This window comes from Kitasatospora sp. NPDC094028, from assembly GCF_049543595.1.
Taxonomy (GTDB): Bacteria; Actinomycetota; Actinomycetes; order Streptomycetales; family Streptomycetaceae; genus Kitasatospora.
Map to the genome: position 1 here is coordinate 125,900 of NZ_JBMVFA010000009.1, position 20,695 is coordinate 146,594.

Genomic DNA, 20,695 nt, shown 5'->3' on the forward strand with positions numbered 1-20,695 from the left:
CCGCCCTTCAACCAACATTTCAAACCCCATCTTGCTAAATTTATGGGGGGGGCCCCCCCCCCCCCCCCCCGCCGGGGGGGCCGCCCCCCCCGCCGCGCTGGTGCGGCGAGTCCTAGCTGCGGGTCGCCATGGCGCGCAGGAAGAAGGTCAGGTTGGCCGGGCGCTCGGCGAGGCGGCGCATGAAGTAGCCGTACCATTCCTGGCCGTAGGCCAGGTAGATGCGCATGGTGTTGCCCTCGGCGGCCAGGCGCAGCTGCTCCTCGGGGCGGATGCCGTACAGCATCTGGTACTCGAAGGAGTCCTTGCCGCGGTTGTTCCACTCGACCAGCTGGCCGGCGATCTTGATCATGTTGGGGTCGTGGGTGGCGACCTGCGGGTAGCCGTCGCCCGCCATCAGGACCTTGAGCGCGCGGACGTACGCCAGGTCGACGTCGTGCTTGCCCTGGAAGGCGACCGACTCGGGCTCCTTGTAGGCGCCCTTGCACAGGCGCACGCGGGAGCCGGCGTGGGCGAGGTCGCGGCAGTCGCCCTCGGCGCGGCGCAGGTAGGCCTGCACGACGACGGCGACCGACGGGAAGTCGACCCGCAGGTCGCGCGCGATGGAGAGCTGGCCGTCCGCCATCGTGTGGTCCTCGGCGTCGAGGCTCGCGGTGATGCCGATCTTCGCGGCGGCCTCGCAGATGCGGTGGGCGTTCTCCAGCGCGATCTTCTCGCCGTCGACGGGCAGCGACTGGCCCACGGCGGTCAGCTTGATGGAGACGTCGGCGCCGGCCGCGATGCCGTTCTCCTCCAGGGCCTTGAGCAGCAGGAGGTAGGCGTCGGTGGTGGCGGTGGCCTGCGAGACGTCGAGGGTGTCCTCGCCGAGGTGGTCGAAGGTGACCGTGCGGCCGGTGGCGATCAGTTCCTTGTACGCGGCGATGGCCGGGTCGAGGGCGTCACCGGCGACGAAGCGGTCGACGATCGCGTGGGTGAGCGGGAACTTCTCGACCATGGTGCGGATCTGCGGGGACCGCGAGGCCGCGAGAAGGGCGGTACGGAGCATCGTGACTCCTGGGCTGAGTTTCCAAGGATGGCAGAAGGGCCGGGGCGGCGGCCACGGGGGTGGGGCCGCCGCCCTGGCGTGCGACGCCGGGCTGCGGGACGGGGCGTCGCGGGGAGGCCGCGGGGTCGGAAGGAGTGACCCCGCGGCCGGAGGGCCTGGTCAGCCCATGTGCGGGTAGCGGTAGTCGGTCGGCGGGACGAAGGTCTCCTTGACCGAGCGGGTCGAGGTCCACCGCGCGAGGTTCTGCTTGGCACCGGCCTTGTCGTTGGTGCCGGAGGCACGGCCGCCGCCGAAGGGCTGCTGGCCGACGACGGCGCCGGTCGGCTTGTCGTTGATGTAGAAGTTGCCGGCGGCGAAGCGCAGCTTGTGCATCGCGTCCTGGGCGGCGGCGCGGTCCTGGGCGATGATGGCGCCGGTCAGGCCGTAGGCCGAGACGGACTCCATCTGGGCCAGCATCTCGTCGTACTTCTCGTCCTCGTAGACGTAGACGGCGAGGATCGGGCCGAAGTACTCCTCGCGGAAGTACTCGGAGGCCGGGTCCTGGCAGACGAGGACGGTCGGGCGGACGAAGTAGCCGACCGAGTCGTCGTAGGTGCCGCCGGCGAGGACCTCCACCGAGGCGTCGGCCTGCGCGCGGTCGAGGGCGGCCTTGTTCTTGGCGAAGGCGCGCTCGTCGATGACGGCGGACATGAAGTTGGACAGGTCGGTGACGTCGCCCATGGTGAGGCCGTCGACCTCGGCGGCGAACTCGTCCTTCAGGCCGGCCCAGATCGAGGCGGGGACGTAGGCGCGGGACAGCGCCGAGCACTTCTGGCCCTGGAACTCGAAGGCGCCGCGGGTCATGGCGGTCTTCAGCACGGCCGGGTCGGCGGACGGGTGGGCGACCAGGAAGTCCTTGCCGCCGGTCTCGCCGACGATCCGCGGGTAGGTGCGGTAGCCGGCGATGTTGTTGCCGACCTCGCGCCACAGGTGCTGGAAGGTGGCGGTGGAGCCGGTGAAGTGGATGCCGGCCAGCGCGGGGTGCTTGAGCGCGACGGCGGAGACGTCCAGGCCGTCGCCGGTCACCATGTTGATGACGCCCTTGGGCAGGCCGGCCTCCTCCAGCAGCTGCATGAGCAGGTGCGCGGAGTACTGCTGGGTCGGGGACGGCTTCCACAGCACCACGTTGCCCATCAGCGCGGGCGCGGTCGGCAGGTTGCCGGCGATCGCGGTGAAGTTGAACGGGGTGATGGCGTAGACGAAGCCTTCGAGCGGGCGGTGGTCGCTGCGGTTCCACACGCCGTCCGAGGAGACCGGCTGCTCGGCCATGATCTGGCGGGCGAAGTGCACGTTGAAGCGCAGGAAGTCGACCAGCTCGCAGGGGGTGTCGATCTCGGCCTGCTGGGCGGTCTTGGACTGGCCGAGCATGGTGGCGGCGGCCAGGGTCTCGCGCCAGGGGCCGGCCAGCAGGTCGGCGGCCTTGAGGAAGATCGCGGCGCGCGAGTCGAAGGAGAGCGCCTGCCAGGCCGGGGCCGCGGCCAGAGCAGTGTCGATGGCCTCCTGCGCGTCGGCCTGGGTGGCGTTGCGCAGGGTGCCGAGCCGCGCCGCGTGGTTGTGCGGCTGGACGACGTGGATCTCGGTGCCGCCGCCCATGCGGCGCTCACCGTTGATCGTCATGGTCAGCTGGACCGGCTCCTGGCCGCCCAGCTCCTTCAGCTTGGCCTCCAGGCGAGCCCGTTCCGGGCTGCCGGGGGCGTAGCTGTGGACCGGCTCGTTCACCGGCGCGGGGACCTGGGTCACAGCGTCCATAGAGCGCACGCTCTCCTTCGATCGTGGGGGGAGGCCGACGCGGATTGCACGCCGGTCACAGTCAGGAACGCTATTCCTGGCCGCCCGGCCGCATGATTGGCCGGGCGGCTAAATTCCCCCGTACGGCGTTGTCCGGCCCGACGAACACGATCACGTCCAGGTCACGGACCCGCCCGGAGACGGCCGCCCGTCCGGCGGCCGCGTCAGGCGGCCCGCCCCGTCCGACCGACCGGCTGGACCCGCCGGTCCCAGTCGATCCGGTAGCCGTGCACCGGCCGCAGCATCTTCTCCGGGCTCATGACGGTCCGCATCAGGATCGGCGCGACCAGCCGGAACACCGTCCGCGCGACCGGCCCGGCGGCCTTCTGGTTGTTGGTGCGCGCGGCGTCGGCGGCGATCTTCTCCACCCGGGGCCGGCGCATCGCCTCGTACGCGGCGAAGGCCTCGGTGTGGTCGGGCAGGTCGCGCAGGCAGCGGGCGAGTTCGACGGCGCTCTCGACGGCCAGCGAGGCGCCCTGGCCGGAGCTGTTGGACGGCGCGTGCACGGCGTCGCCGACCAGCACCATCCGGCCGCGGTACCAGTGCGGGACGGACGGCATGATCTCCAGCCGCGGGAAGGCCTCCATGCTGCCGGGGTCGGCCTGCCGCAGCACGTCCCGGGCCGGCAGGTCGTCGGCGTGCAGGTCGCGGCAGCGGCGCAGCCACTCCGTCATCCCGACCTCGCGGACGTGCTCCGGGGTCAGCTGCTCGGGCTGCGGGATGTTGCTGAACCAGGCGGTGCCGCTGCCGTCCGCCAGGCCCCAGTAGCCGAAGAAGGCCCGGGCGCCGTTGGCGAAGTGCACGGTCTCGCCGCGCCCGGCCCGGCCGGGCAGCCGGTGCGCGCTGTAGCCGCCGATGCCGAGCAGTCCGGTGTACTGGGCGGCGGGCGCGGCCGGGTCGATCAGGGTGCGCACGACCGAGCCGGTGCCGTCGCAGCCGATCAGCACGTCGCCCGTGGCGCTGGTGCCGTCGGCGAAGCGGGCGGTGACGCCTCCGGCGCCCTCCTCGGCGCCGACCAGGCGCTTGCCGTGCCGGACGGCGATGCCGGTCTCGGCGAGCCGGCGCCGCAGCACCTCGTACAACTCGGCGCGGCGCATGAGCCGTTGGCGCGGCAGGTCGGCGAGGCCGGCGAACTCGCCCAGCACGCCGCCCTTGCCGTCCTCGATGACCATCGGCCCGACCGGTTGCCCGATCCGGCCGACCTCCGCCTCCAGCCCGACGACGGCGAGGGCGCCGAGCCCGTTGGGGGCGATCCCGAAGGTTCCGCCGACGCCCTCGGCGGAGCTCCCGTAGGCCTCGAAGACCTCCGCCTCGATGCCCGCCCTGTGCAGGGCCAGGGCCATCACCGGGCCGGCGATGCCGCCGCCGATGACCAGGGCCTTCTTCGATGTGCGGGTGGTGCGGTCAGTGCTCATTCCAGGCTCCTCATGAACTCCCGCAAGGTCCGGTTGAACTCCGGATCCCCGATCTGTGCGATGAGCCTCTCGGTGTAGCGGCGCTCGGCCTGCAGCATCGCGAGGGCGTACTCCTCCTCGACGACGAACATCGGGTGGACACCCATCTCCTCGCCCTTGCGCAGCAGGGCGCGCGAGGTGTCGATCCGTTCGTCCAGCGCCTCCAGGCGCCGGCCGAGCAGTTCGGCCGACTCCTCGGTCGGGAGCACCACGAGCAGGCACAGGGCGACCCCGAACGCCGGGTACTCGTCCTGCGGTTCGGAGACCCACTCGCGCATCCAGTCGAGCATCTCCGTCTGGCCCTCGGGCGTGAGGGCGTAGACGGTGCGCTCCGGCCGCTGGGTGTCGCGGACGGTCTCCTGCTCGGCGACGAACCCGGCCTTCCGCAGCTGCTCCACGACCATGTAGAGCGAGCTGCGGTTGTACTTCACGTTGCGGTCCTTGCCGTGCTCCTTGAGCCGGCGCCCCATCTCGTAGGGGTGCATCGGTTCGGCTCCGAGTTCGGCCAGGACCACGAGGGCCAGCGGGTTCGAGACCTTGCGTCGCTTCGCCATGAGAGCGTTCCTCATCACTTGGTCGGTACTGACTATCCATTCTCAGATAGTCGAAGTCAACTATTCAGGGATGACCAACTCTCTTCTGTCCGTCCGGCTAAAATCGACCCCGGCCCGCTGTCCGCCCGGACGAACTAGGAGTGACGTGACCACCCCCGGCCTCCCGCTCCGCCAACTGCTGATGTCCCTCGGCGAGCCGCTGGTCGAACTCCAGGCCGCCCCACAGGGGTTGGACGTCCCCGTCCGCGACGTCGCGATCCTCGACCCGGAGGACCCGCCGGTCGCCGCCCCCGGCGAACTCGTGCTCGCCATCGGCGCCCGCGGCCGCGCCGCCCTGCCCGCCCTGCGCGCCGCCGGCCGGGCCGGCGCCGCCGCCGTCGCCGTCAAACTGGACGCCCCCGGCCAGGCCGACCCGCTGCGCGAGGCCGCCACCGAGGCCGGCGTCGCCCTGCTCTCGGTGCGCCGCGAGACCCGCTGGGAGCACCTCGACTCGCTCGCCCGCGCGATCATCGCCGGCACCGACCCGCCGGACGCCGGCACCCCCGAGCCCAACGCGGGCGACCTCTTCTCCCTCGCCCAGACCGTCGCCGTGCTCACCAACGGCATCGTCTCGATCGAGGACACCTCCAGCCGGGTGCTCGCCTACTCCCGCTCCTCCGACTCCGACGAGGTCGACGACCTGCGCCGGCTCTCCATCCTCGGCTGGCAGGGCCCGGAGCCGTACCTCTCCAAACTCCGCGAGTGGGGCATCTTCCAGCACCTGCGCAGCTCGGACGCCCCGATCGCGGTCGAGCCGCACCCCGAGCTCGGCCTGCGCCGCCGCCTCGCGGTCGGCATCCGGGCCGGGGCGCAGCCGCTCGGCACCATCTGGGTGCAGGAGGGCGCCCAGCCGCTGGCCCCGCTCGCCGAGCAGGCGCTGGTCGGCGCGGCCCGCGTCGCGGCCGCCCAACTGGTGCGCCGCCGCCGCGAGTTGTCCGCCGACGTGCGGCTCACCCAGACCCTGCTGACCGGCCTGCTGGAGGGCTCCACCGGCCCCCAGTCGCTCGCCACCCACCTCGGCCTGGACGTGCGCCGCCCGGCCACCGTGCTCGCCTACGGCGCGAACACCACCGAGGCGCTGCACCGCTCCGACGTCACCGGCCTGATCTCGGTGCACACCGCCGCCCGGCACCGCACCGCCCTGCTCGCCCCGATCGAGTCCCGGGTGTACGTGCTGCTGCCCGAACTGCCGCCCGGCCTGCCGATGAGCACCGTCCGGGACTGGGCGCGCGAGGTGGTGCAGGCCGCCCGCGACCACCTCGGCGTCCCGCTGCGCGCCGCGATCGGCTCCACCGTGGACGGCCTCGCCCAGGTGCCCGACTCCCGCGCCCAGGCCGACCGCATCCTCGACGCGATGGGCCGCGGCGGCGTGGACCTCGACGTCGCGGCGCTGATCGACGTCCAGGCCGAGGTGCTGGTCAGCGAGATGGTGGCGCTGCTCCAGGAGCGCACCGGCCTGCGCGACCCGCGGCTGACCGCGCTCACCGCCTACGACCGCCGGCACGGCACCCGGCTCGCCGAGTCCGTGCTGGCCTGGCTGGACGCGCTCGGCGAGGTCCGGGTCGCCGCCGACGCCCTGCACATCCACCCCAACACCCTGCGCTACCGGGTGCGCCGCGCCGAGCAGTTGACCGGCATCGACCTCGCCCAGCCGCAGCAGCGGCTGCTGGCGATGCTGCAACTGCGGCTGCCCGCGGACGAGTAGTCCGCGGGCAGCCGATCCACCTGACTGACGGTCAGGCTCCGTAGCCCTGAACGCGCTTGTGCTCGTTCAGCCGCCGCCACCCCGCCGTCCGGACCCGCCCGGCCGGGCTCACCCCGCCCGCGCCGCCAGCCACTGCTCCCAGGCCGCCAGCCACAACTGCTCGGCCAGCCGCTGCTCCTCCCACTCCCGCGCCCCGCCACCCGCGGGCCGCTCCCGCCACAGCTGCGCCCAGGCCCGCTGCGCCGGCAGGCTGGCCACCTCGCTGGCGAACACCGTGTACCGCACGACCTCCTCGACGGCGGCCGCTCCCTCCGCCGTGCCGACCAGCCAATGCGTCTGCTGGGACAGCCGGTTGAGGTGGTCGACCATCGCGGTGACCGCCGCCACCGCCTCCTCCCGGCTCTCCGTGGCGAGCCGCATCTGCTGGCGCACCGCCGCCTCCCAGCGCACCGCCCCGACCTCCCCGCGCAGGTGCCGCGGCAGCCGCGGCGTCCGCCCGGCCCGCACCTGCGCCTCGATCGCGGCCGTCTCCGCGACGGACTGCGCGACCAGCGCCCGGTGCGCCTCCAGCCCGATGACGGGCGGCAGTTCGCGCTCCTCGACCGGCACGTACCGGGCCCGCCGGGAGGCGAGGTCGCGCAGCAACTCGGTGCGCCCGCGCAGGTGCCGCTCGAAGTCCCCGATGCCGCCCAGCTCCACGCCGCCGGGGGCCACCCCGCGCCCGCACACCGTCACGGTCTGCCCGCCGACCCGCAGCCGCCCGGCCCACACCGGCCCGGCCCCGCCTTCCGCCGGGGCGCCGGGCCAGAGCACCGGCCGGTCCTCGTGCAGTTCCACCGCCCGCGGCTCGCCGTCCACGGTGATCCACTCGCGCAACGCCCGCACCCGGCCCGGCCCGTCGCCCTCGTCGATGCCGGACTGCTCGTAGAGCCGGTCCCGCTCGTCCTCGACCACGTCCTCCAGCTCGGGCAGCGACTCGCAGCCGTCCGCGCCCGGGCGGTAGCTGCGCACGGTCACGTACGGGCCGGCCGCGGACGTCCAGTCGCCGCACTGCACCTCGACCCAGCACAGCCGGCCCCCGCAGCTCTCGAAGGCGGCCAGCGCCGCGCCGCCGCGCGCCGGGCCGGCGGCCACGCCGTACACCGGGAAGTCGACCCCGGCCAGGGCGCGGCGGGAGAACTCCTCCTGCTCGGCGAACCGGTCCTCCTGGGCCCCCGGGGCCTGTCCCTGGGCCTCTCCCTGGGTCTGTCCCTGGTCCCGGCCCGTCCGGCCCGTCCGGTCCGTCCGGTCCGTCCGGTCCACCTGGTCCACCCGGTCGGCCGGGTCGCGGCCCATCGGATCGGCGGCGCGATCGGGCGCCGCCCGCTGGACGTTCCGGTCCTGGGGCCCGCCGCCGATCTCCCACGCCATCCTGTGCCGCACCCCCGGTTCCCTCGCACCCACCACGCCGACACGCCAGCTTACGTGCCCGGCACCCGTCGGGTCATCAGCTCCGGCACAGCACCCCGCCCGCACCCGCCCGCACCCGTCCGCACCCGTCCGCGGCGAGCGCCGTGTCAGCCCCCGGTTGTCAGCCGCGCTCCCTACCCTGGGCGGCATGACAGCACAGAACCACCCGACCGCACCGCACGACGGGGCCTTCCCCGCCCGGATCAGCATCGTCACCCTCGGCGTCTCCGACCTCGACCGCAGCGCCCGCTTCTACGAGAGCCTGGGCTGGCGCCGCTCCACCGCCTCCAGCCCGGAGATCGTCTGGTTCCGCACCGCCGACTCGGTGCTCGGCCTCTTCCCCGCCGACGAGCTCGCCGCCGACGCGGGCGTGCCCGGCGGCGGCGAGCCGTCCTTCCGCGGCGTCACCCTCGCGGTGAACCTGGAGTCCCCCGCGCTGGTGGACGCCGCGCTGCGCACGGCGGTGGACGCCGGCGCCGTGGTCGTCAAGCCGCCGACGACCACCAGCTGGGGCGGCTACTCCGGCTACTTCGAGGACCCGGACGGGCACCTGTGGGAGCTGGCCCACAACCCGTTCTTCCCCTTCGCCGAGGACGGCTCCCTCGACCTGCCGTAGCGGCCTGCCCGGCTACTGCTTCGACCGCGCCTTGAAGGCCGCCTTGCGCGCCTCCTTGGCCACCGCCCGGTCCGGGTGCAGCTCCCCGATCGCCTCCAGGACGTCCGCCGTGTACGGGTGGTCGACCCGCCACACCTCGCCGAACCAGTCCGCCGGGTCGTCCGCCACCGGCAGGTCCGCGATCAGCTCGCGCAGCTCGGTCTCGCCACCGGTCCCCAGCAGCTGCGCGGCGAAGGTGTCGACCACCGTCCACAGCGCCATCGACCGCTCCGGCACCGGCACGTCCGCCGCGCCGATCGCGGCCAGCCAGGCCCGGGCCGCGCCGCCCAGCTCAGGGTCGTCCAGCACCTCCCGGGCGGCCGGCTCGGCGTCGGCCCCCAGCACCCGCAGGCCCTCGACGGCCAGCACCCGCCGCATCGGCGCGTACGCGTCGGCGCCGCGCGCGGCCGCCAGCAGCTCCCGGGCGGCCGGCACCGGCTCCCGGCCGGCCAGCCAGACCTTCAGCTCCTCCTCCGGCAGCACATTGACCGACTCGCACACGGCGCGCAGCAACTCGGCGGCGTCACCCCCGGCGAGGTCGCCGACCAGCGGCGCGTCGTAGCCGTCCTCCAGCAGCCACTGCCGGACGCCGTACTGGCCGAGCGGAGTGAGCCGGACCAGCCCGAACCGCGCCGACTCCTCCTCGTCCAGCGGCGCCTCGCCGACGACGGCGGGCTCCTCGCCCTCCTCCTCGTCGAACAGCTCCGGGTCGATCGGGCGGTACTCCAGCAGGCCCAGCTCGGCGAGGTCGGCCAGCATCGGGTCCAGCGCGACCATCACGTCGGTGATCTCGCCCAGCAGCTCCTCGCTCGGCTCCTCGCCCTCGGGCACCACCAGCAGCGCGGCCAGCACGCCCAGCGGCACGGTCTCGTTGCCGGGCTCGGCGAAGGCGGTGGTCTCGTAGAGCACCTGCAGCGCCTCGTCGAGCAGCTCGGCGGCGGCCTCCCGGGCCTCCTCCAGCTCGTTGAGGCCGTCCTCGTCCTCCTCGCCCTCCGCGGCCCGCGCCTCCTCGTCCTCCGGGAGCGAGTCGGCCTCCACGGCCAGCTCCCGGACGATCCCGGCGGCGGTCAGCCACAGCTCCAGGACGGTCTCCGGGTCCCCCTCCTCGGCGGGCTCCAGGTCCGGGCCGGGGACGGCCACGTGCTCGCCGGCCTCGGTCGTGCCGAGCTCCACCAGGTCCAGGTCACAGGCCAGCGACCAGGCCCGCAGCGCCTCGATCTCGTCCTCCTCCGCCACCTCGCCCTCGGCCGGGGCCAGGCCCAGCAGCCGCGCGGCGGGCGCCCGGTCCGCCTCGACCAGGTCGCCGAACTCGTCCACCACCCGGTGCGGGGCCGCCCAGCGGGCCAGCGCCAGCGCGTAACCGAGCATCGGCACGGCCTTCGCCTGCGCCGCCAGCTCCGTCTCATCGGGCAGCTTCACCGGTGGGACGAGCACGGCCGCGTCGTCGTCCAGGCCGTCGTCGTCCAGCCCGTGCGCGGCGAACGCCCCGTAGAGGTCCTGGAGCTCCATGTCGGCGGGCAGGACGGCCCCCGCGGCCCCCTCGCCCTCCGAAGCCCCTGCGTTCTTCCGACGTCGTCCGGCCATCGTCGCGCGTTCTCCCTCAGCCAGCGGCCCGCCCGTGAGCGCCGCGTACCCGTCTACCACCTCAGCGTATAGGCCGGGCACCCCCGGTGCCCGGCCTCAAGGGGGCGCGCGCCGAAACCGTGCGCCCACCCCTTATCCTTCGCGGAGGTACCGCGCACACCCCGCACGGGCCACCGGGCGACGAAGCCCACCCTCTCAGCTCATCCGCTCCACCTGGGAGCCCCGCACCTCGGCACCACCACAGCGCCTCAGGACGGGCGCGCCGGCACACCCCGCCGACCCGGTGGTGCCCTGCCACAGGAGATCCCTTTCATGGCGGACCTCTCCCCCGCCGGCACCGGCCTGCGCACCGCGCAGCTCGACGGACGCCGACTGTCGGAGGCCCTGCTTCCCCTGGAGCTCGCGCCCCGGCCCCAGCTCCAGCTCTCCGCGATCAGCCGCTGGAACGCGCTGCGCGGAGTCCGCGTCGGCCTGGTGTCGACGGCCCTGCTGCTGATGCTCATCGGTGCCAACCTGGCGACGCCGATCTACCCCATGATCCAGCAGCGCCTCGGGCTGAACCCGCTGGACACCACGATCCTGTTCACGATCTACGTGTTCGCGCTGGTCCCCGTGCTCGCCGTCGTCGGCCACTGGTCCGACCACCTCGGCCGCCGCGCCCTGATCCTGCCGGCCGTCGCCCTGGCCGCCGTCGGCGACGTGGTCTTCGCCACCTCCGGCAGCTTCTGGCAGCTCGCCCTCGGCCGCGCCGTCCAGGGCGTCGCGGTCGGCCTGTCCACCGGCGCCGCCGGCGCCGCCCTCGGCGACCTGCTGCCCGACCACCCCACCCTGGCCGCCAAGCTCACCCTCGCCTGCTCGGCGGGCGGCGTCGCCCTCGGCCCGATCGTCGGCGCCCTGCTGGCCGGCGGCTCCGACCCGCTGCTGACGCCCTTCCTGCTGCACGCCATCGCCCTGCTCGCGCTCTGCGTGCCGCTGGCCGTCGTCCACCCGCGGATGCCCGGCCGCAACCGCCCCCCGGCGTCCCCGCCGCGCATCACCACCCCGGCCCACCTGCGCCCGCAGCGCCTGCGGCTGCCGCGCACCGGCCGCCGCGAGTTCCTGCTCGCCGCCACCGCCGGGTTCATCTCCTACGCGGTCTTCGGCGTCTACCTCAGCCTGGCGCCGTCCTTCGCCGCCAAGCTGCTGCACACCCCGTCCCACCTGGTCGGCGCGGTGGTCGCGGCCCTGCTCCTCGGCTCCTCGGCGGCCGCCCAGCTGATCGTCCCGCCGACCTCGGACCGTACGGTCATCGCCCTCGGCATGAGCGGCCTCGCCGCGGGCCTCGCCCTGGTCGTCGCCGCCGGCTACACCGGCACCCCGGCCCTGCTCTTCATCGGCAGCGTCCTCGGCGGCGCCTGCCAGGGCGTCGCCTTCCGGTCCCTGTTCACCACCGCCGTAGCCGCGATGAACCCGGAACGCCGCGGCTCCGAGCTGTCCGCCCTCTGGATCATCGTCTACCTCGGCAGCTCCCTCCCCATCGTCATCGTCGGCGCCCTCGTCCGCAGCTACGGCCTCCTCCCCGCCATCAGCGGCTTCGCCACCGTCGCCGCCCTCCTCTGCGCGGCCCTGGCCCTCGCCGTCGCCCGCAAGCCCAAGCACCACTGACGTACGAAACACCGCTGCCCGGGACTTCCCCCGAAGCCCCGGGCAGCGGCATTTCCGCCCACCGGGTGAACACCCGCGCATCATCTGCTCCGGTGAGCAGCCCTACCGCCGTTCCCCACCATCCACCCCCCACCCGCCTGCCGGCGGGCGCCCGCCCCGGCCCTAGGTTTGCGCAGCAGCAGGCTGACGACTTCCCCAAGAAGCACGAGCCCTGCCTCCGCCCCACTGGATGCGATCCAGCGGGGCGGAGCGCTGCCGGGGCGGCTCCGGCGCCTTGGCCTTGGAATCGGGCTGTTCCCATGGCGACTCCGGCCTCGCGGAGCTTGGCGAGCGCGCCGGGGTGGTCGCTGGTGGGCGAGGGCGGGGCCCTGCTGGCCGGCAGGAAGGCTCGCATCCGTGGTCCGGCCTGAGGCGAGGCCGCAGCTGCGGCGTCCGCATACCTCAACGCCATTGAACCGTAGCCCAGTTCGACGGCCTGGACGCTCACGCCGCGAAGCTTGATGCAGTAGGTGAGCTGGGGCTTCCGTACGGTCGGCGCGGCAGGGTCTGTCCAGCCATTGGCAGCAACGCTGTTGACTGCCGTCCCCGCTGCCGAGGAAGCCGGCTGCGAGCGACGCCGCGCGGCCACGCGGCGCTTCCTCGTCGGCGGGGCCGAAGCGGGGGCGGGGTCAGGAGGGTTCGGGAAGGGCGGGCGGGCAGGTGGCGGGCTCGCTCAGGGGGCGGAGCTTGACGGCGTGGAGCGGGGAGTCCTCGAGCGGGCGGCGGCGGCCCGGTGGCTCAGGAGTTCGGCCAGCCGGTGCGGCCCGTAGGTGGTGAGTGCGGCGACCGCACTCGTCCGGGACGCTCCGGCCCACAAACCGCTGCTCGGGACCGCAAAAGGCCTCAGCTCCACAGCAGCGCGGTCGAACGCCGCAGGTTCGATGTATCGCATGCCGCCTGTCCCGCAGAGATAGGCGTCGGCACCGACCGTTAAGCACAGGTCGGCCAGACGCCTGGAGCGGTCACTGCTCGCGTTCAGGTCACTGCTGGCCACTACCTGGCCGGTCCAGCCGACCATCGACAGGAGCAGGAGCGCGGACTCCTGCGCCACGATCCCGGTCCGGTCGGTGCGTTCGAATACGTCGAGGAGTCGGTCCAGCCGGTCCTTGAACGCCGCCCAGTGAGGAGCGGTCCGGTAGTGCTCGCGCAGCAGGTCCGCTGTCCGATGGCGGCTGGGCTTCGGAGCGACCATTCGGGCGTCCCTGATCAAGGTCGCCCGCCCCGCCGGAAGGTGCGTGGGGATGCTCAGCCATCGGGTAAGGCCAGGTGCGCCTGCGGCCGGCGCGAGGCGGGCGCGGTGCTGGTGGTCACGGCGGGCGAACTGCACGTCGTCCAGGACGATCCACACGTCCGCGGTGAACAGCTTGGCGAGGGTGGACAGGCGGGGAAACAGGTTCGGCTGGTGGATGGCACACACCAGCCCACCGACTGGTGTTGCGTCAGGTGAGCAGCTTGCTGTCGAATCCGTCGGCCAGAAGCCGCTGGTACGCATCACGGACGGTCTCCGGAACATCCTGGGCGACGGCGAACCCTAGCCTCGGGTACTCGATCACCCGTTGGAGGTCACCCACGAGGCCGTCGATCACAAGCCCGTCATCGCCGATCGTCTTCACGTAGTCGTTCAGGTTCATCGGGGCCGAGGCGCACACCGCCTCGACCTGCGGCCACACCTTGCGGCACGTGGCGTACGCCCTGCGTTCCATGTACGGCATGCTCACCAGCAGCACCGAGTGCACTTCGAGGCCGGCGGCCTCCAGGACCTCCCGGGAGTACTGGATGTTCTGCCCTGTGTTGCGGGCCCGCGGCTCCTGGAGGATCGCGTGATCGGGCACGCCGAGCGAGAGGGCGTGCTCGGTGAAGTGCGCGGCCTCACCTCGGGGGAAGTGGTCCGGCCGGGACGGGTTCGGCCCGCCGGTGAACACGATCCTGGACACCAGGCCGTCCAGGTACAGCTCGGCCGCCTCGGCGGCGACCCCGAGGTCGTGGCAGCCCAGGCCGATCGCCACGTCGCACAGCCGCCGCTGATGCCCCATCTGGTGGAACTCCCAGATCAGCGCAGCGTCCGCCCACTGCCGATCGGTGATCTCGCGCTGCCGAGTGTCCGCCACGTCGTTCTCCCGCTCACTGGAGGCACGGTGCCCGCTGGAAGCTGGCCCGGATGCCTTGGATGCTCCTCTGCTGGTGGGTCATACCGTACTTGGCCGCCAGCGCCTCGGCCCGGTCCAGCAGGGCAAGCCCCTCTCCAGCAGTCGCGCGGTCGCTCAGCAGAATGTGCCCGTGAGCGGTGGTCAGCCGCACGTCCTGCATCGGGACGGAACCGGTCGCGTTCGACCGCGCGATCTCGATCTGTCGTGCCGCCTCCCCGAGGTTCCCCGTGCCCCGGTGCGCGAGCGCGAGTTTCTGGTGCGCTGTCGCCCAGTCCTCCACCTCCCCCAGATTCTCGAACGCCAGGATCGCCGACTCCGTGATGCCGATCGCCTGCTCATGCCGCCCTTGCTTGTCCAACGCGGTGCCGACCCAAAGGGCCGCCCTCGCCCGGTCCCGCGGGCTGAGACGGACGTCGCCGGCCAGCTCCGAGTACCGGGACGCCGCCGCACCGAGCTTCCCCGACATCTCGGTGACCACCGCCAGCGATAAATCCAACTGCGCGGTCCGCCTCGGGATATCGAGTTGGGAGAACAACGACCGCGCCTGGGTGTACGACGTCACAGCCGACAGCGGACCGAGCAGCACCCCCTGGTCGCGGCGCAGGTCACCCACGAGCGCGCTCGAGCGGGCCAGCAGATAGAGACCTCGCTCGTCGAGCTCTCGCACAGCCCAGCGCGATCGCCAGCGTTCCAGCAGGCTTCCGGCGAAGACGAAGTCCTGCCGAGCCGCAGCAAGAACCGCCCGCTCGATGTCTTCCGTCCACGATTCGTACTCCCATGCCCGAGGCCCTGCCTGTATCTCCGCGTGCATCGGAACGCCGGTCTGCTGCGCTACGAGGGTTTCGAAGCGCACTCGGGCCCCGGGATCGCACTGGCGCAGCACGGTGTCGAAGATCGCCTGAGTGTCCGGCCGGGGCTGGGTTCCTGCTCCCAGCCTCTCCCAGTTCGTCACCGCCCGCACCGACATGCCAAGGAGCGCGGCGAAGTCCCGCACTGACTTGCGGCACGCCACCCGCAGGGCTTTTGCTTCGAGCCCGGTCCACACGATCACCGCCGCCATCGTCACCTCCTGCTCGGAAACCATCGAAGCACTGGGGGCAGTGACGGTGCGTCGAAACTGCCACGGAACTGCCACGACGCGCGATTCCGTGGCGATCCGGGTTCGGGCAGCCTCGAAGAAGACGACCTCAGCGACAGGAAGGAAGCGGATGCTCACCGAGCAACTCCCCGTCCCGCAGCCCGTGGTGGTCGGACTTCTCTGTAAGGCCGTCGCCGCCGGACTGCCTCGCCGGCACGCGCTGGCCGGCGTCCTCAACGACTTCTGTGAGCGCCGGGAGTTCAGCCTCGCGGAGGTGATCGCCGATGACGGCGCCAAGCCCGACGTCCTCCTCATCCGTATCAAGGAGCGGGCCGACCTGTATGCCGTGGTCCTGCCCACGATCGCGCACCTCGGCAGCCGCGCTGACGCCGACCGTCGGCTCAGGTACCTCGCCGACGCCGGCATACGGCTCCTCGTCGTGCGAGGCCCCCAAGACCGTTTTCCGACCCCCGAACGAGTGAGGCAGCCCATGGAACCGGGATCACGAACCGTCACGATGAGGTTCGCCGCCGACCGGGCGAGCATCGGGTCTGTCCGCCGCTGGGCGCAGCGGGCACTGCCAGAACTCGGCCTGGGTGCAGAGGAGTCGGACGATCTTGCGGGCGATGTGAAGGTCGTGCTGTCCGAGCTCGCCACCAACGCGGTCGTTCACGGCTGCGGGGACGGACGGGCGGGTTTGGTGCTGGGCGCGGCGCTGGGGATCGGCGCAGGCGGTGCGCTGCGGGTGTGCGTCAGCGATCCCGGGCCCGGGTTGCCCGAGCTCAGGGCGGCGGACGGCGAGGCGGTCGGCGGCCGTGGGCTCACGCTCGTCCTCGCCCTGACGGAGCGGTTCGGTGTTGACTCCCTTGCCGGGGGCGGGAAGTCGGTGTGGGCCGAGTTCGATCTGACTGCACCCGCCCGTGCCGTGGTGACCGGCCTGCACGCTGACGCGCCACTCCCCGTGGCCGCCTCGCGGGCCTCCCGGCGCCGGCCGGTGGTGTCGGCGCCGCAGGGCGGGCCAGCGGCGCTGGAGCGAATACCGGCGGCGTGACCGTCCGGCCGTAGAACCTCCGGCGCCGCCCCTGTGTGCCGACCCCCCAGCGCCCGCCCCGCCGGGGGCTGCTGCGGAAGGGCCTCACGCCGCTGCTCCGACCGGTGCCGGCCCACCGCAACACCGGGCCGCTGGGTTCGGTGAACGCTGGCGGCTCGTTGGTGAATTGGGCCGTCCGCGCACGGGGCCCGGCTCCACTGAGGCCGGGCCTTCGCCACCGATGACCGATCCTCTGGGCGAGGACGGAAAGCCCGTGACCGCCGCGCCCGCCAGGCCGTGCGGATCTCCGGCACGACAGATCCCGTGCGCTGCCGGTCCTGATCGACGCCGCCCGCATTCGCCGGCCTTGGCGACCCGCCAGGCCGGAAACCCGTCACGCCGAAGGGAGATTCGCCGTGCCGCAAACCGTCGCTCCGACCTTGGAGGCTCCCCAGCCTCCGCCGCCCCCGCCGCCTCCGCCCCCGGCCCCGCCGGTCCCGCAGCCGCCGTACCCGGGCCGGTAACCCGACCCGATCCGGCTCTCGGCCGGGCGTCCTCGCGGCGCCCGGCCGAGAGCCACCAACTGCCCCACGGACGTTGTGCACCACCCGGAGGAATCGTGTCCATCTCCCCTGAGCACGACCACACGCCTTCCCGGCACGTCACGATCGCGATCAGCGGTCCGGACAACGTCGGCAAGACCAAGCAGATCGGCATCCTGGCTCGGCGCCTCGGACCCGACGCCCACGCCACCGGGCCGCTGGACGGCTACGACCCGCGCTGGGACGCCATCAAGGCCATGGGCATGGGCGCCTGGTGGTTCGAGCTCGGCCCGATCGAGGAGGTCGCCGACGTCCTCGCCAGCTCCTACCTGGAACGCTCCCGCAGGCCCGCCGCCGCACCCGTGCGCCTGATGGACCGGGGCATCCCGATGCTGGAAGCCTCGCTGGCCGCCACCGTCGCGGTGCGCGAGCGCCTCAGCCCTGACGAGGCCGCCGACCGGGCCCGCAAACTGCTCGACGCCTACGCCGCCGACGTGCGAGCCGCCGAGACCGCTGAGCACGGCATCGTGCTCCTCCATGACGACGACCCGGTGATCGGCACCTCCCGCAGCCTCTCGCACGAGCGGCACGTCACCCCGACCTACGCGGACTACCAGCGGCACCTCCACCTGCAGATGCACCAACTCGTCGCCGAAGACAGGTGGGCTCAGACCATCGTGGTGGGCGAGCGCCGGGTCATGGCCGTCCAGGACGAGATCCGCCAGCGCCTGCACCCGGTCGCCCCGCTCGTGCCGTCTCGCGCCCTTCCGGGCCTGCAGGTGGTCGCACTCGGTGGCATGTCGGAGAGCGGCAAGAGCACGGCGGGCGAGTACCTGCGGGTCAGGCACGGATACGCTCGCCTCAAGATCGGCTATCTGATCGAGGACGCCGCCCAGCGCGCCGGCATCGCCGACCCGTACGAGCTCCCGGCCGTGGTGCGGGCCGAACTGCTGGTCGACGGCCTCGACCGCTACTGCGCGGCCCACCACTTCCTCGACCACGTCACCATCGAGTCGCTGCACGACCAGGACGCGACCGCCGAGCTGCGGCGGATGCTCGGCGAGCAGCTGACCGTCGTGTACGTCGACGCGACTCCGAAGGTCCGCGCCGAACGCGGCACCGCCGGACCCGAGGACGTGGTCGAGCGCGACGCCGTCAAGGCCCGCCGTGGCGCGGCCGGGATCGCCTCGCTCGCGCAGGAGGTCATCGACAACAACCACAGCCGCCTCCACCTGGAGCGCCGCCTCGACGGGATCGCCCTGGCCCGGCGCTGGCCGCTGCGCAGGCCGACCACCGCGCCGGTGAACACTCTGGGCCTGCCCGTCCACCTGGAGTCCTACCTGTCCGAGCTGCTGGACCGCACCACCGTCCAGGTGCCGCCCACCATCGACCTCCTCGCTGTGACCGGCAGCGGAGCGCGCGGCAAGTACCAGCACGGATGGTCCGACCTGGACGTCTTTGTCGTCGCCGAGCAGGACAGCCTCCCCGCGCTCCGGCAGGCCCTCGCCGAACTCGAAGCCGATCTCGGTGGCGTCAAGCTCGGCCTGACCGTGCTGACCCAGGACGAGTGCCGAACCGGGGCGGTCACCTCCCGCCTGCTGCACGTCCTCATGCTGATCGGCTCTGGCTCCCTTGTACCGCTGTGGTGCCGCCCCGGCCTGGCCCTGCCCGCCCCGGACGCGGCCGGCGACGTGGCGGCCAGCGTCGAGGCCGGCGTGCAGGCCGCCATCGAGATCCGCCGCCAACTCCTCAAGGGAGCCCCCGACCTCCGCGCCCTGTTCAAGATCACCGCCCTGCTAGCCAAGGTGATGCTCCGCTTTGAGGGCACCGAACGAGCCTCCGACGACGACGCGCTGGGCGTCTTCCTCGACCGCGAGCCCACCACTGACGCCGACCTGCGCCGCCAGGCCCGCGAGGACCGCGAGAAGGCGGTGGAGCTGGCCAGCATCGTCCTGGGCCACTGGCTGGCCACCATCGCCCTGCCGACGAGCCGCGCATGAACGGCCCCGCCTCGGTCCCGGCCTTCCGCAAGATCCTCGCCCCCGCCGCAGCAGAGGCCGAGGTCGAGGGCTGGCAGGCCACCGCCCGCACGCTGCCGGTCCCCCGCCTGCTGGGCCGCAGCCAGGCAGCGGGCAAGCACGTCGTGGCGTACGAGGACGTGCTCGCCACCGGCCGGTGCAGCATGCTGCTCGGCGACGTCATCGCCACCGCCGACCGGCACCTGATTGCCCTGCCCCGGGTCACCGCGCTGATCGACGCCGTCTGCGACAGCCTGCTCGCCGCAGTCGCCGACAGCGGTCGCACCGCGCCGCTCTCGGACTGCGTGCCCGGCCTCTACCTGGACCGCATCCGCCCCGGCGGGCGGATCGATACCTGGTACCTGTCCGGCCAGCTCACCGTCCCCGCCCCACGCACCGACCAGCCGCTGCCCGTGCACGCCCTCACCGGCCACATCCTCGTCGTCAACGGCGTCCCGATGCGCCTCGACCTGCCCGCCATCATCTGGGAAGCCCGCGAAGCGCTCTGCTCCGCCCGTACCTGGGTCACCGCGCTCACCCAGGGCGACCCGACCGAACCGAACATCGCCGACCCGCTGTGCTGGCTCGACTTCGAGTACGCCGGACGCAACACGCTCGCCGGGGAAGTCGCCATCCTCATCTGGTACTTGCTGGGCATGGGCGGCTGGCTCGTACCGACCTACCAGCCCGACGTTTACGCCCGCACCCTGCCGCTGCACCTGCCGCCGGTCGCCACCCCGCGCCTCGAACACGTCGACCACGACGAGCGCCACCGCCGTCTGGAAATCCGATACACCTGGACGGTCGGCGCCGGGCGCCAGGCCGCAATCGACTGCCTGCTGAGGCGAGTTCGCGCCGACCTCGCGCCCGCCGCCGGGCTGGACCCGGACCGCTTCCTCGCCCAGATCCGCCACTTCCTCGCCCTGCGGATCCTCGGCGTGATCCCGCCCGGCCGCCTCACCGGCCACGACCTCCTCCTGCTCCTGGCCAAGCTCGCCGAGACCCAGCAGCCCGAGACCGTCTGCCAGACCTTCACCCGCACCCAGCCCGCGCCGGCCACCGACCACCGGCCCCGACGATCGGATGGACGATGACCACACCCACGCCGCTTGAACTGCCCATCGCCGCCCTGCCGCTCCAAGGCCGGGTAGCCCTGGTGACCGGCGGAGCCACCGGGATCGGCGCCGCGATCAGCCGAGCACTGGCCGCTGCCGGAGCCGCCGTCGCCGTCAACCACCTCGCGCAGATCCACCAGGCCCGCACCGTGCTCGCCGACATACGGCGCGAAGGCCGCAGCGGCATCGAGGTCAGCGCCGACCTCACCGACCCGAACGCCGTCGCCGCACTCACCAGCCAGGTCGAGTCCGAACTCGGGCCCATCGACGTCCTCGTCAACAACGCGGGCGCCTACCCCCGCATCCCCTGGGACGAGCTCGGCGAGGACGAGTGGGCGCGCGCCATCGAGTCCAACCTGACCATCCACTACCGCACGTGCCGTGCCATCACCCCGGGCATGGCCGCGCGCCGATGGGGCCGGATCGTCAACATCGGCAGCGTCAACGCCCGCGTCGGCCGCCCCGGACTCACCGCCTACAGCACCGCCAAGGCCGGACTCCTCGGCCTCACCAGGTCGCTGGCCAGGGAACTTGGACCGGCCGGGATCTGCGTGAACACTGTCGTACCCGGAGCCATCCAGGTCGAGGCTGAGAACGACCTGTCCGCCCACCACCGAGCCCGACCCGAGGACCAGATCCGCCGGCAGTGCATCCAGCGCCGAGGCCGCCCCGAGGACGTCGCCGCTGTGGTCGCCTTCCTCGCCAGCCCCAGCGCGTCCTTCATCACCGGCCAGTCGTTGCACGTCGACGGCGGCTGGCTCCTCCACTGACCC

16 protein-coding genes are annotated in these 20,695 nt (G+C 73.0%); 7 read left to right on the plus strand and 9 right to left on the minus strand.

Features of this window, described 5'->3' with window-relative positions; all coding sequences use genetic code 11:
• Window positions 1-112: 112 nt before the first annotated feature.
• The 4 genes from ACPC54_RS16595 to ACPC54_RS16610 form a co-directional block, all read right to left on the minus strand.
• Window positions 113-1,042 carry a proline dehydrogenase family protein gene (locus ACPC54_RS16595; protein WP_498965501.1) on the minus strand — a complete coding sequence of 310 codons (930 nt, stop codon included), beginning with the start codon at window positions 1,040-1,042 and terminating at the stop codon, window positions 113-115.
• A gap of 159 nt (window positions 1,043-1,201) precedes the next feature.
• A complete protein-coding gene (pruA, locus tag ACPC54_RS16600) occupies window positions 1,202-2,830 on the minus strand; it encodes an L-glutamate gamma-semialdehyde dehydrogenase (protein WP_498965502.1) in 1,629 nt (542 codons plus the stop codon).
• A 203-nt stretch (window positions 2,831-3,033) separates the two neighbouring features.
• Window positions 3,034-4,284 (minus strand): FAD-dependent oxidoreductase, encoded by a 1,251-nt coding sequence (locus ACPC54_RS16605; protein WP_498965503.1) that lies wholly within the window; start codon window positions 4,282-4,284, stop codon window positions 3,034-3,036.
• Window positions 4,281-4,877 carry a PadR family transcriptional regulator gene (locus ACPC54_RS16610; protein ID WP_498965504.1) on the minus strand — a complete coding sequence of 199 codons (597 nt, stop codon included), beginning with the start codon at window positions 4,875-4,877 and terminating at the stop codon, window positions 4,281-4,283. Before ACPC54_RS16610 ends, ACPC54_RS16605 begins: the two co-directional genes overlap by 4 nt.
• A 145-nt stretch (window positions 4,878-5,022) precedes the next feature.
• Between ACPC54_RS16610 and ACPC54_RS16615 the strand changes: the two genes are divergently transcribed.
• A complete protein-coding gene (locus ACPC54_RS16615; protein WP_498965505.1) occupies window positions 5,023-6,621 on the plus strand; it encodes a PucR family transcriptional regulator in 1,599 nt (532 codons plus the stop codon).
• A 108-nt stretch (window positions 6,622-6,729) separates the two neighbouring features.
• Here the strand turns inward: ACPC54_RS16615 and ACPC54_RS16620 are convergent, their stop codons facing one another.
• Window positions 6,730-8,043, minus strand: coding sequence for a hypothetical protein (locus ACPC54_RS16620; protein WP_498965506.1), 1,314 nt, complete (start codon window positions 8,041-8,043; stop codon window positions 6,730-6,732).
• A gap of 175 nt (window positions 8,044-8,218) precedes the next feature.
• Here ACPC54_RS16620 and ACPC54_RS16625 point away from each other — a divergent pair, with 175 nt between their 5' ends.
• Entirely contained in the window at window positions 8,219-8,686 is a 468-nt protein-coding gene (locus ACPC54_RS16625) for a VOC family protein (protein WP_498965507.1), read from the plus strand.
• Between the two features lie 12 nt (window positions 8,687-8,698).
• Here ACPC54_RS16625 and ACPC54_RS16630 read toward each other — a convergent pair whose 3' ends face one another.
• A complete protein-coding gene (locus tag ACPC54_RS16630) occupies window positions 8,699-10,309 on the minus strand; it encodes a hypothetical protein (protein WP_498965508.1) in 1,611 nt (536 codons plus the stop codon).
• A gap of 312 nt (window positions 10,310-10,621) precedes the next feature.
• On the opposite strand from ACPC54_RS16630, the gene ACPC54_RS16635 reads away from it, so the two are divergent.
• Window positions 10,622-11,953: an MFS transporter gene (locus ACPC54_RS16635; RefSeq protein ID WP_498965509.1), complete on the plus strand. Its 1,332-nt coding sequence runs from the start codon at window positions 10,622-10,624 to the stop codon at window positions 11,951-11,953.
• Between the two features lie 712 nt (window positions 11,954-12,665).
• On the opposite strand, the gene ACPC54_RS16640 is transcribed toward ACPC54_RS16635, so the two are convergent.
• Genes ACPC54_RS16640 through ACPC54_RS16650 form a run of 3 tightly spaced genes read right to left on the minus strand, consistent with a single transcriptional unit; the run spans window position 12,666 to window position 15,199 of the window.
• Window positions 12,666-13,484, minus strand: a complete 819-nt coding sequence (locus ACPC54_RS16640) for a WbqC family protein (RefSeq protein WP_498965616.1) — start codon at window positions 13,482-13,484, stop codon at window positions 12,666-12,668.
• Window positions 13,432-14,100, minus strand: coding sequence for a YdcF family protein (locus tag ACPC54_RS16645; RefSeq protein WP_498965510.1), 669 nt, complete (start codon window positions 14,098-14,100; stop codon window positions 13,432-13,434). Before ACPC54_RS16645 ends, ACPC54_RS16640 begins: the two co-directional genes overlap by 53 nt.
• 13 nt (window positions 14,101-14,113) lie before the next feature.
• A complete protein-coding gene (locus tag ACPC54_RS16650) occupies window positions 14,114-15,199 on the minus strand; it encodes a helix-turn-helix domain-containing protein (protein WP_498965617.1) in 1,086 nt (361 codons plus the stop codon).
• A 148-nt stretch (window positions 15,200-15,347) separates the two neighbouring features.
• Between ACPC54_RS16650 and ACPC54_RS16655 the strand changes: the two genes are divergently transcribed.
• The 4 genes from ACPC54_RS16655 (at window position 15,348) to ACPC54_RS16670 (ending at window position 20,692) form a co-directional block, all read left to right on the plus strand.
• Entirely contained in the window at window positions 15,348-16,268 is a 921-nt protein-coding gene (locus ACPC54_RS16655) for an ATP-binding protein (RefSeq protein ID WP_498965511.1), read from the plus strand.
• A gap of 598 nt (window positions 16,269-16,866) precedes the next feature.
• The gene (locus ACPC54_RS16660) at window positions 16,867-18,789 is read left to right on the plus strand and encodes a nucleotidyltransferase domain-containing protein (RefSeq protein WP_498965512.1); all 1,923 of its coding nucleotides are present in this window, start codon (window positions 16,867-16,869) and stop codon (window positions 18,787-18,789) included.
• The gene (locus ACPC54_RS16665; protein ID WP_498965513.1) at window positions 18,786-19,901 is read left to right on the plus strand and encodes a hypothetical protein; all 1,116 of its coding nucleotides are present in this window, start codon (window positions 18,786-18,788) and stop codon (window positions 19,899-19,901) included. The genes ACPC54_RS16660 and ACPC54_RS16665 overlap by 4 nt, the downstream gene beginning before the upstream one ends.
• On the plus strand, window positions 19,898-20,692 hold the full coding sequence (locus ACPC54_RS16670; protein WP_498965514.1) for an SDR family NAD(P)-dependent oxidoreductase: 795 nt from the start codon (window positions 19,898-19,900) through the stop codon (window positions 20,690-20,692). The genes ACPC54_RS16665 and ACPC54_RS16670 overlap by 4 nt, the downstream gene beginning before the upstream one ends.
• The last annotated feature ends 3 nt before the right edge of the window (window positions 20,693-20,695 follow it).

Excerpts from the sequence above, each read along its gene's own strand:
- ACPC54_RS16625 (WP_498965507.1), top strand. The coding sequence starts at position 8,219 with ATGACAGCACAGAACCACCCGACCGCACCGCACGACGGGGCCTTCCCC.
- ACPC54_RS16670 (WP_498965514.1), top strand. The coding sequence starts at position 19,898 with ATGACCACACCCACGCCGCTTGAACTGCCCATCGCCGCCCTGCCGCTC.
- ACPC54_RS16630 (WP_498965508.1), bottom strand. The coding sequence starts at position 10,309 with ATGGCCGGACGACGTCGGAAGAACGCAGGGGCTTCGGAGGGCGAGGGG.
- ACPC54_RS16595 (WP_498965501.1), bottom strand. The coding sequence starts at position 1,042 with ATGCTCCGTACCGCCCTTCTCGCGGCCTCGCGGTCCCCGCAGATCCGC.
- ACPC54_RS16610 (WP_498965504.1), bottom strand. The coding sequence starts at position 4,877 with ATGGCGAAGCGACGCAAGGTCTCGAACCCGCTGGCCCTCGTGGTCCTG.
- ACPC54_RS16665 (WP_498965513.1), top strand. The coding sequence starts at position 18,786 with ATGAACGGCCCCGCCTCGGTCCCGGCCTTCCGCAAGATCCTCGCCCCC.
- ACPC54_RS16655 (WP_498965511.1), top strand. The coding sequence starts at position 15,348 with ATGCTCACCGAGCAACTCCCCGTCCCGCAGCCCGTGGTGGTCGGACTT.
- ACPC54_RS16640 (WP_498965616.1), bottom strand. The coding sequence starts at position 13,484 with ATGCGTACCAGCGGCTTCTGGCCGACGGATTCGACAGCAAGCTGCTCA.
- ACPC54_RS16635 (WP_498965509.1), top strand. The coding sequence starts at position 10,622 with ATGGCGGACCTCTCCCCCGCCGGCACCGGCCTGCGCACCGCGCAGCTC.
- pruA (WP_498965502.1), bottom strand. The coding sequence starts at position 2,830 with ATGGACGCTGTGACCCAGGTCCCCGCGCCGGTGAACGAGCCGGTCCAC.
- ACPC54_RS16650 (WP_498965617.1), bottom strand. The coding sequence starts at position 15,199 with ATGGCGGCGGTGATCGTGTGGACCGGGCTCGAAGCAAAAGCCCTGCGG.
- ACPC54_RS16605 (WP_498965503.1), bottom strand. The coding sequence starts at position 4,284 with ATGAGCACTGACCGCACCACCCGCACATCGAAGAAGGCCCTGGTCATC.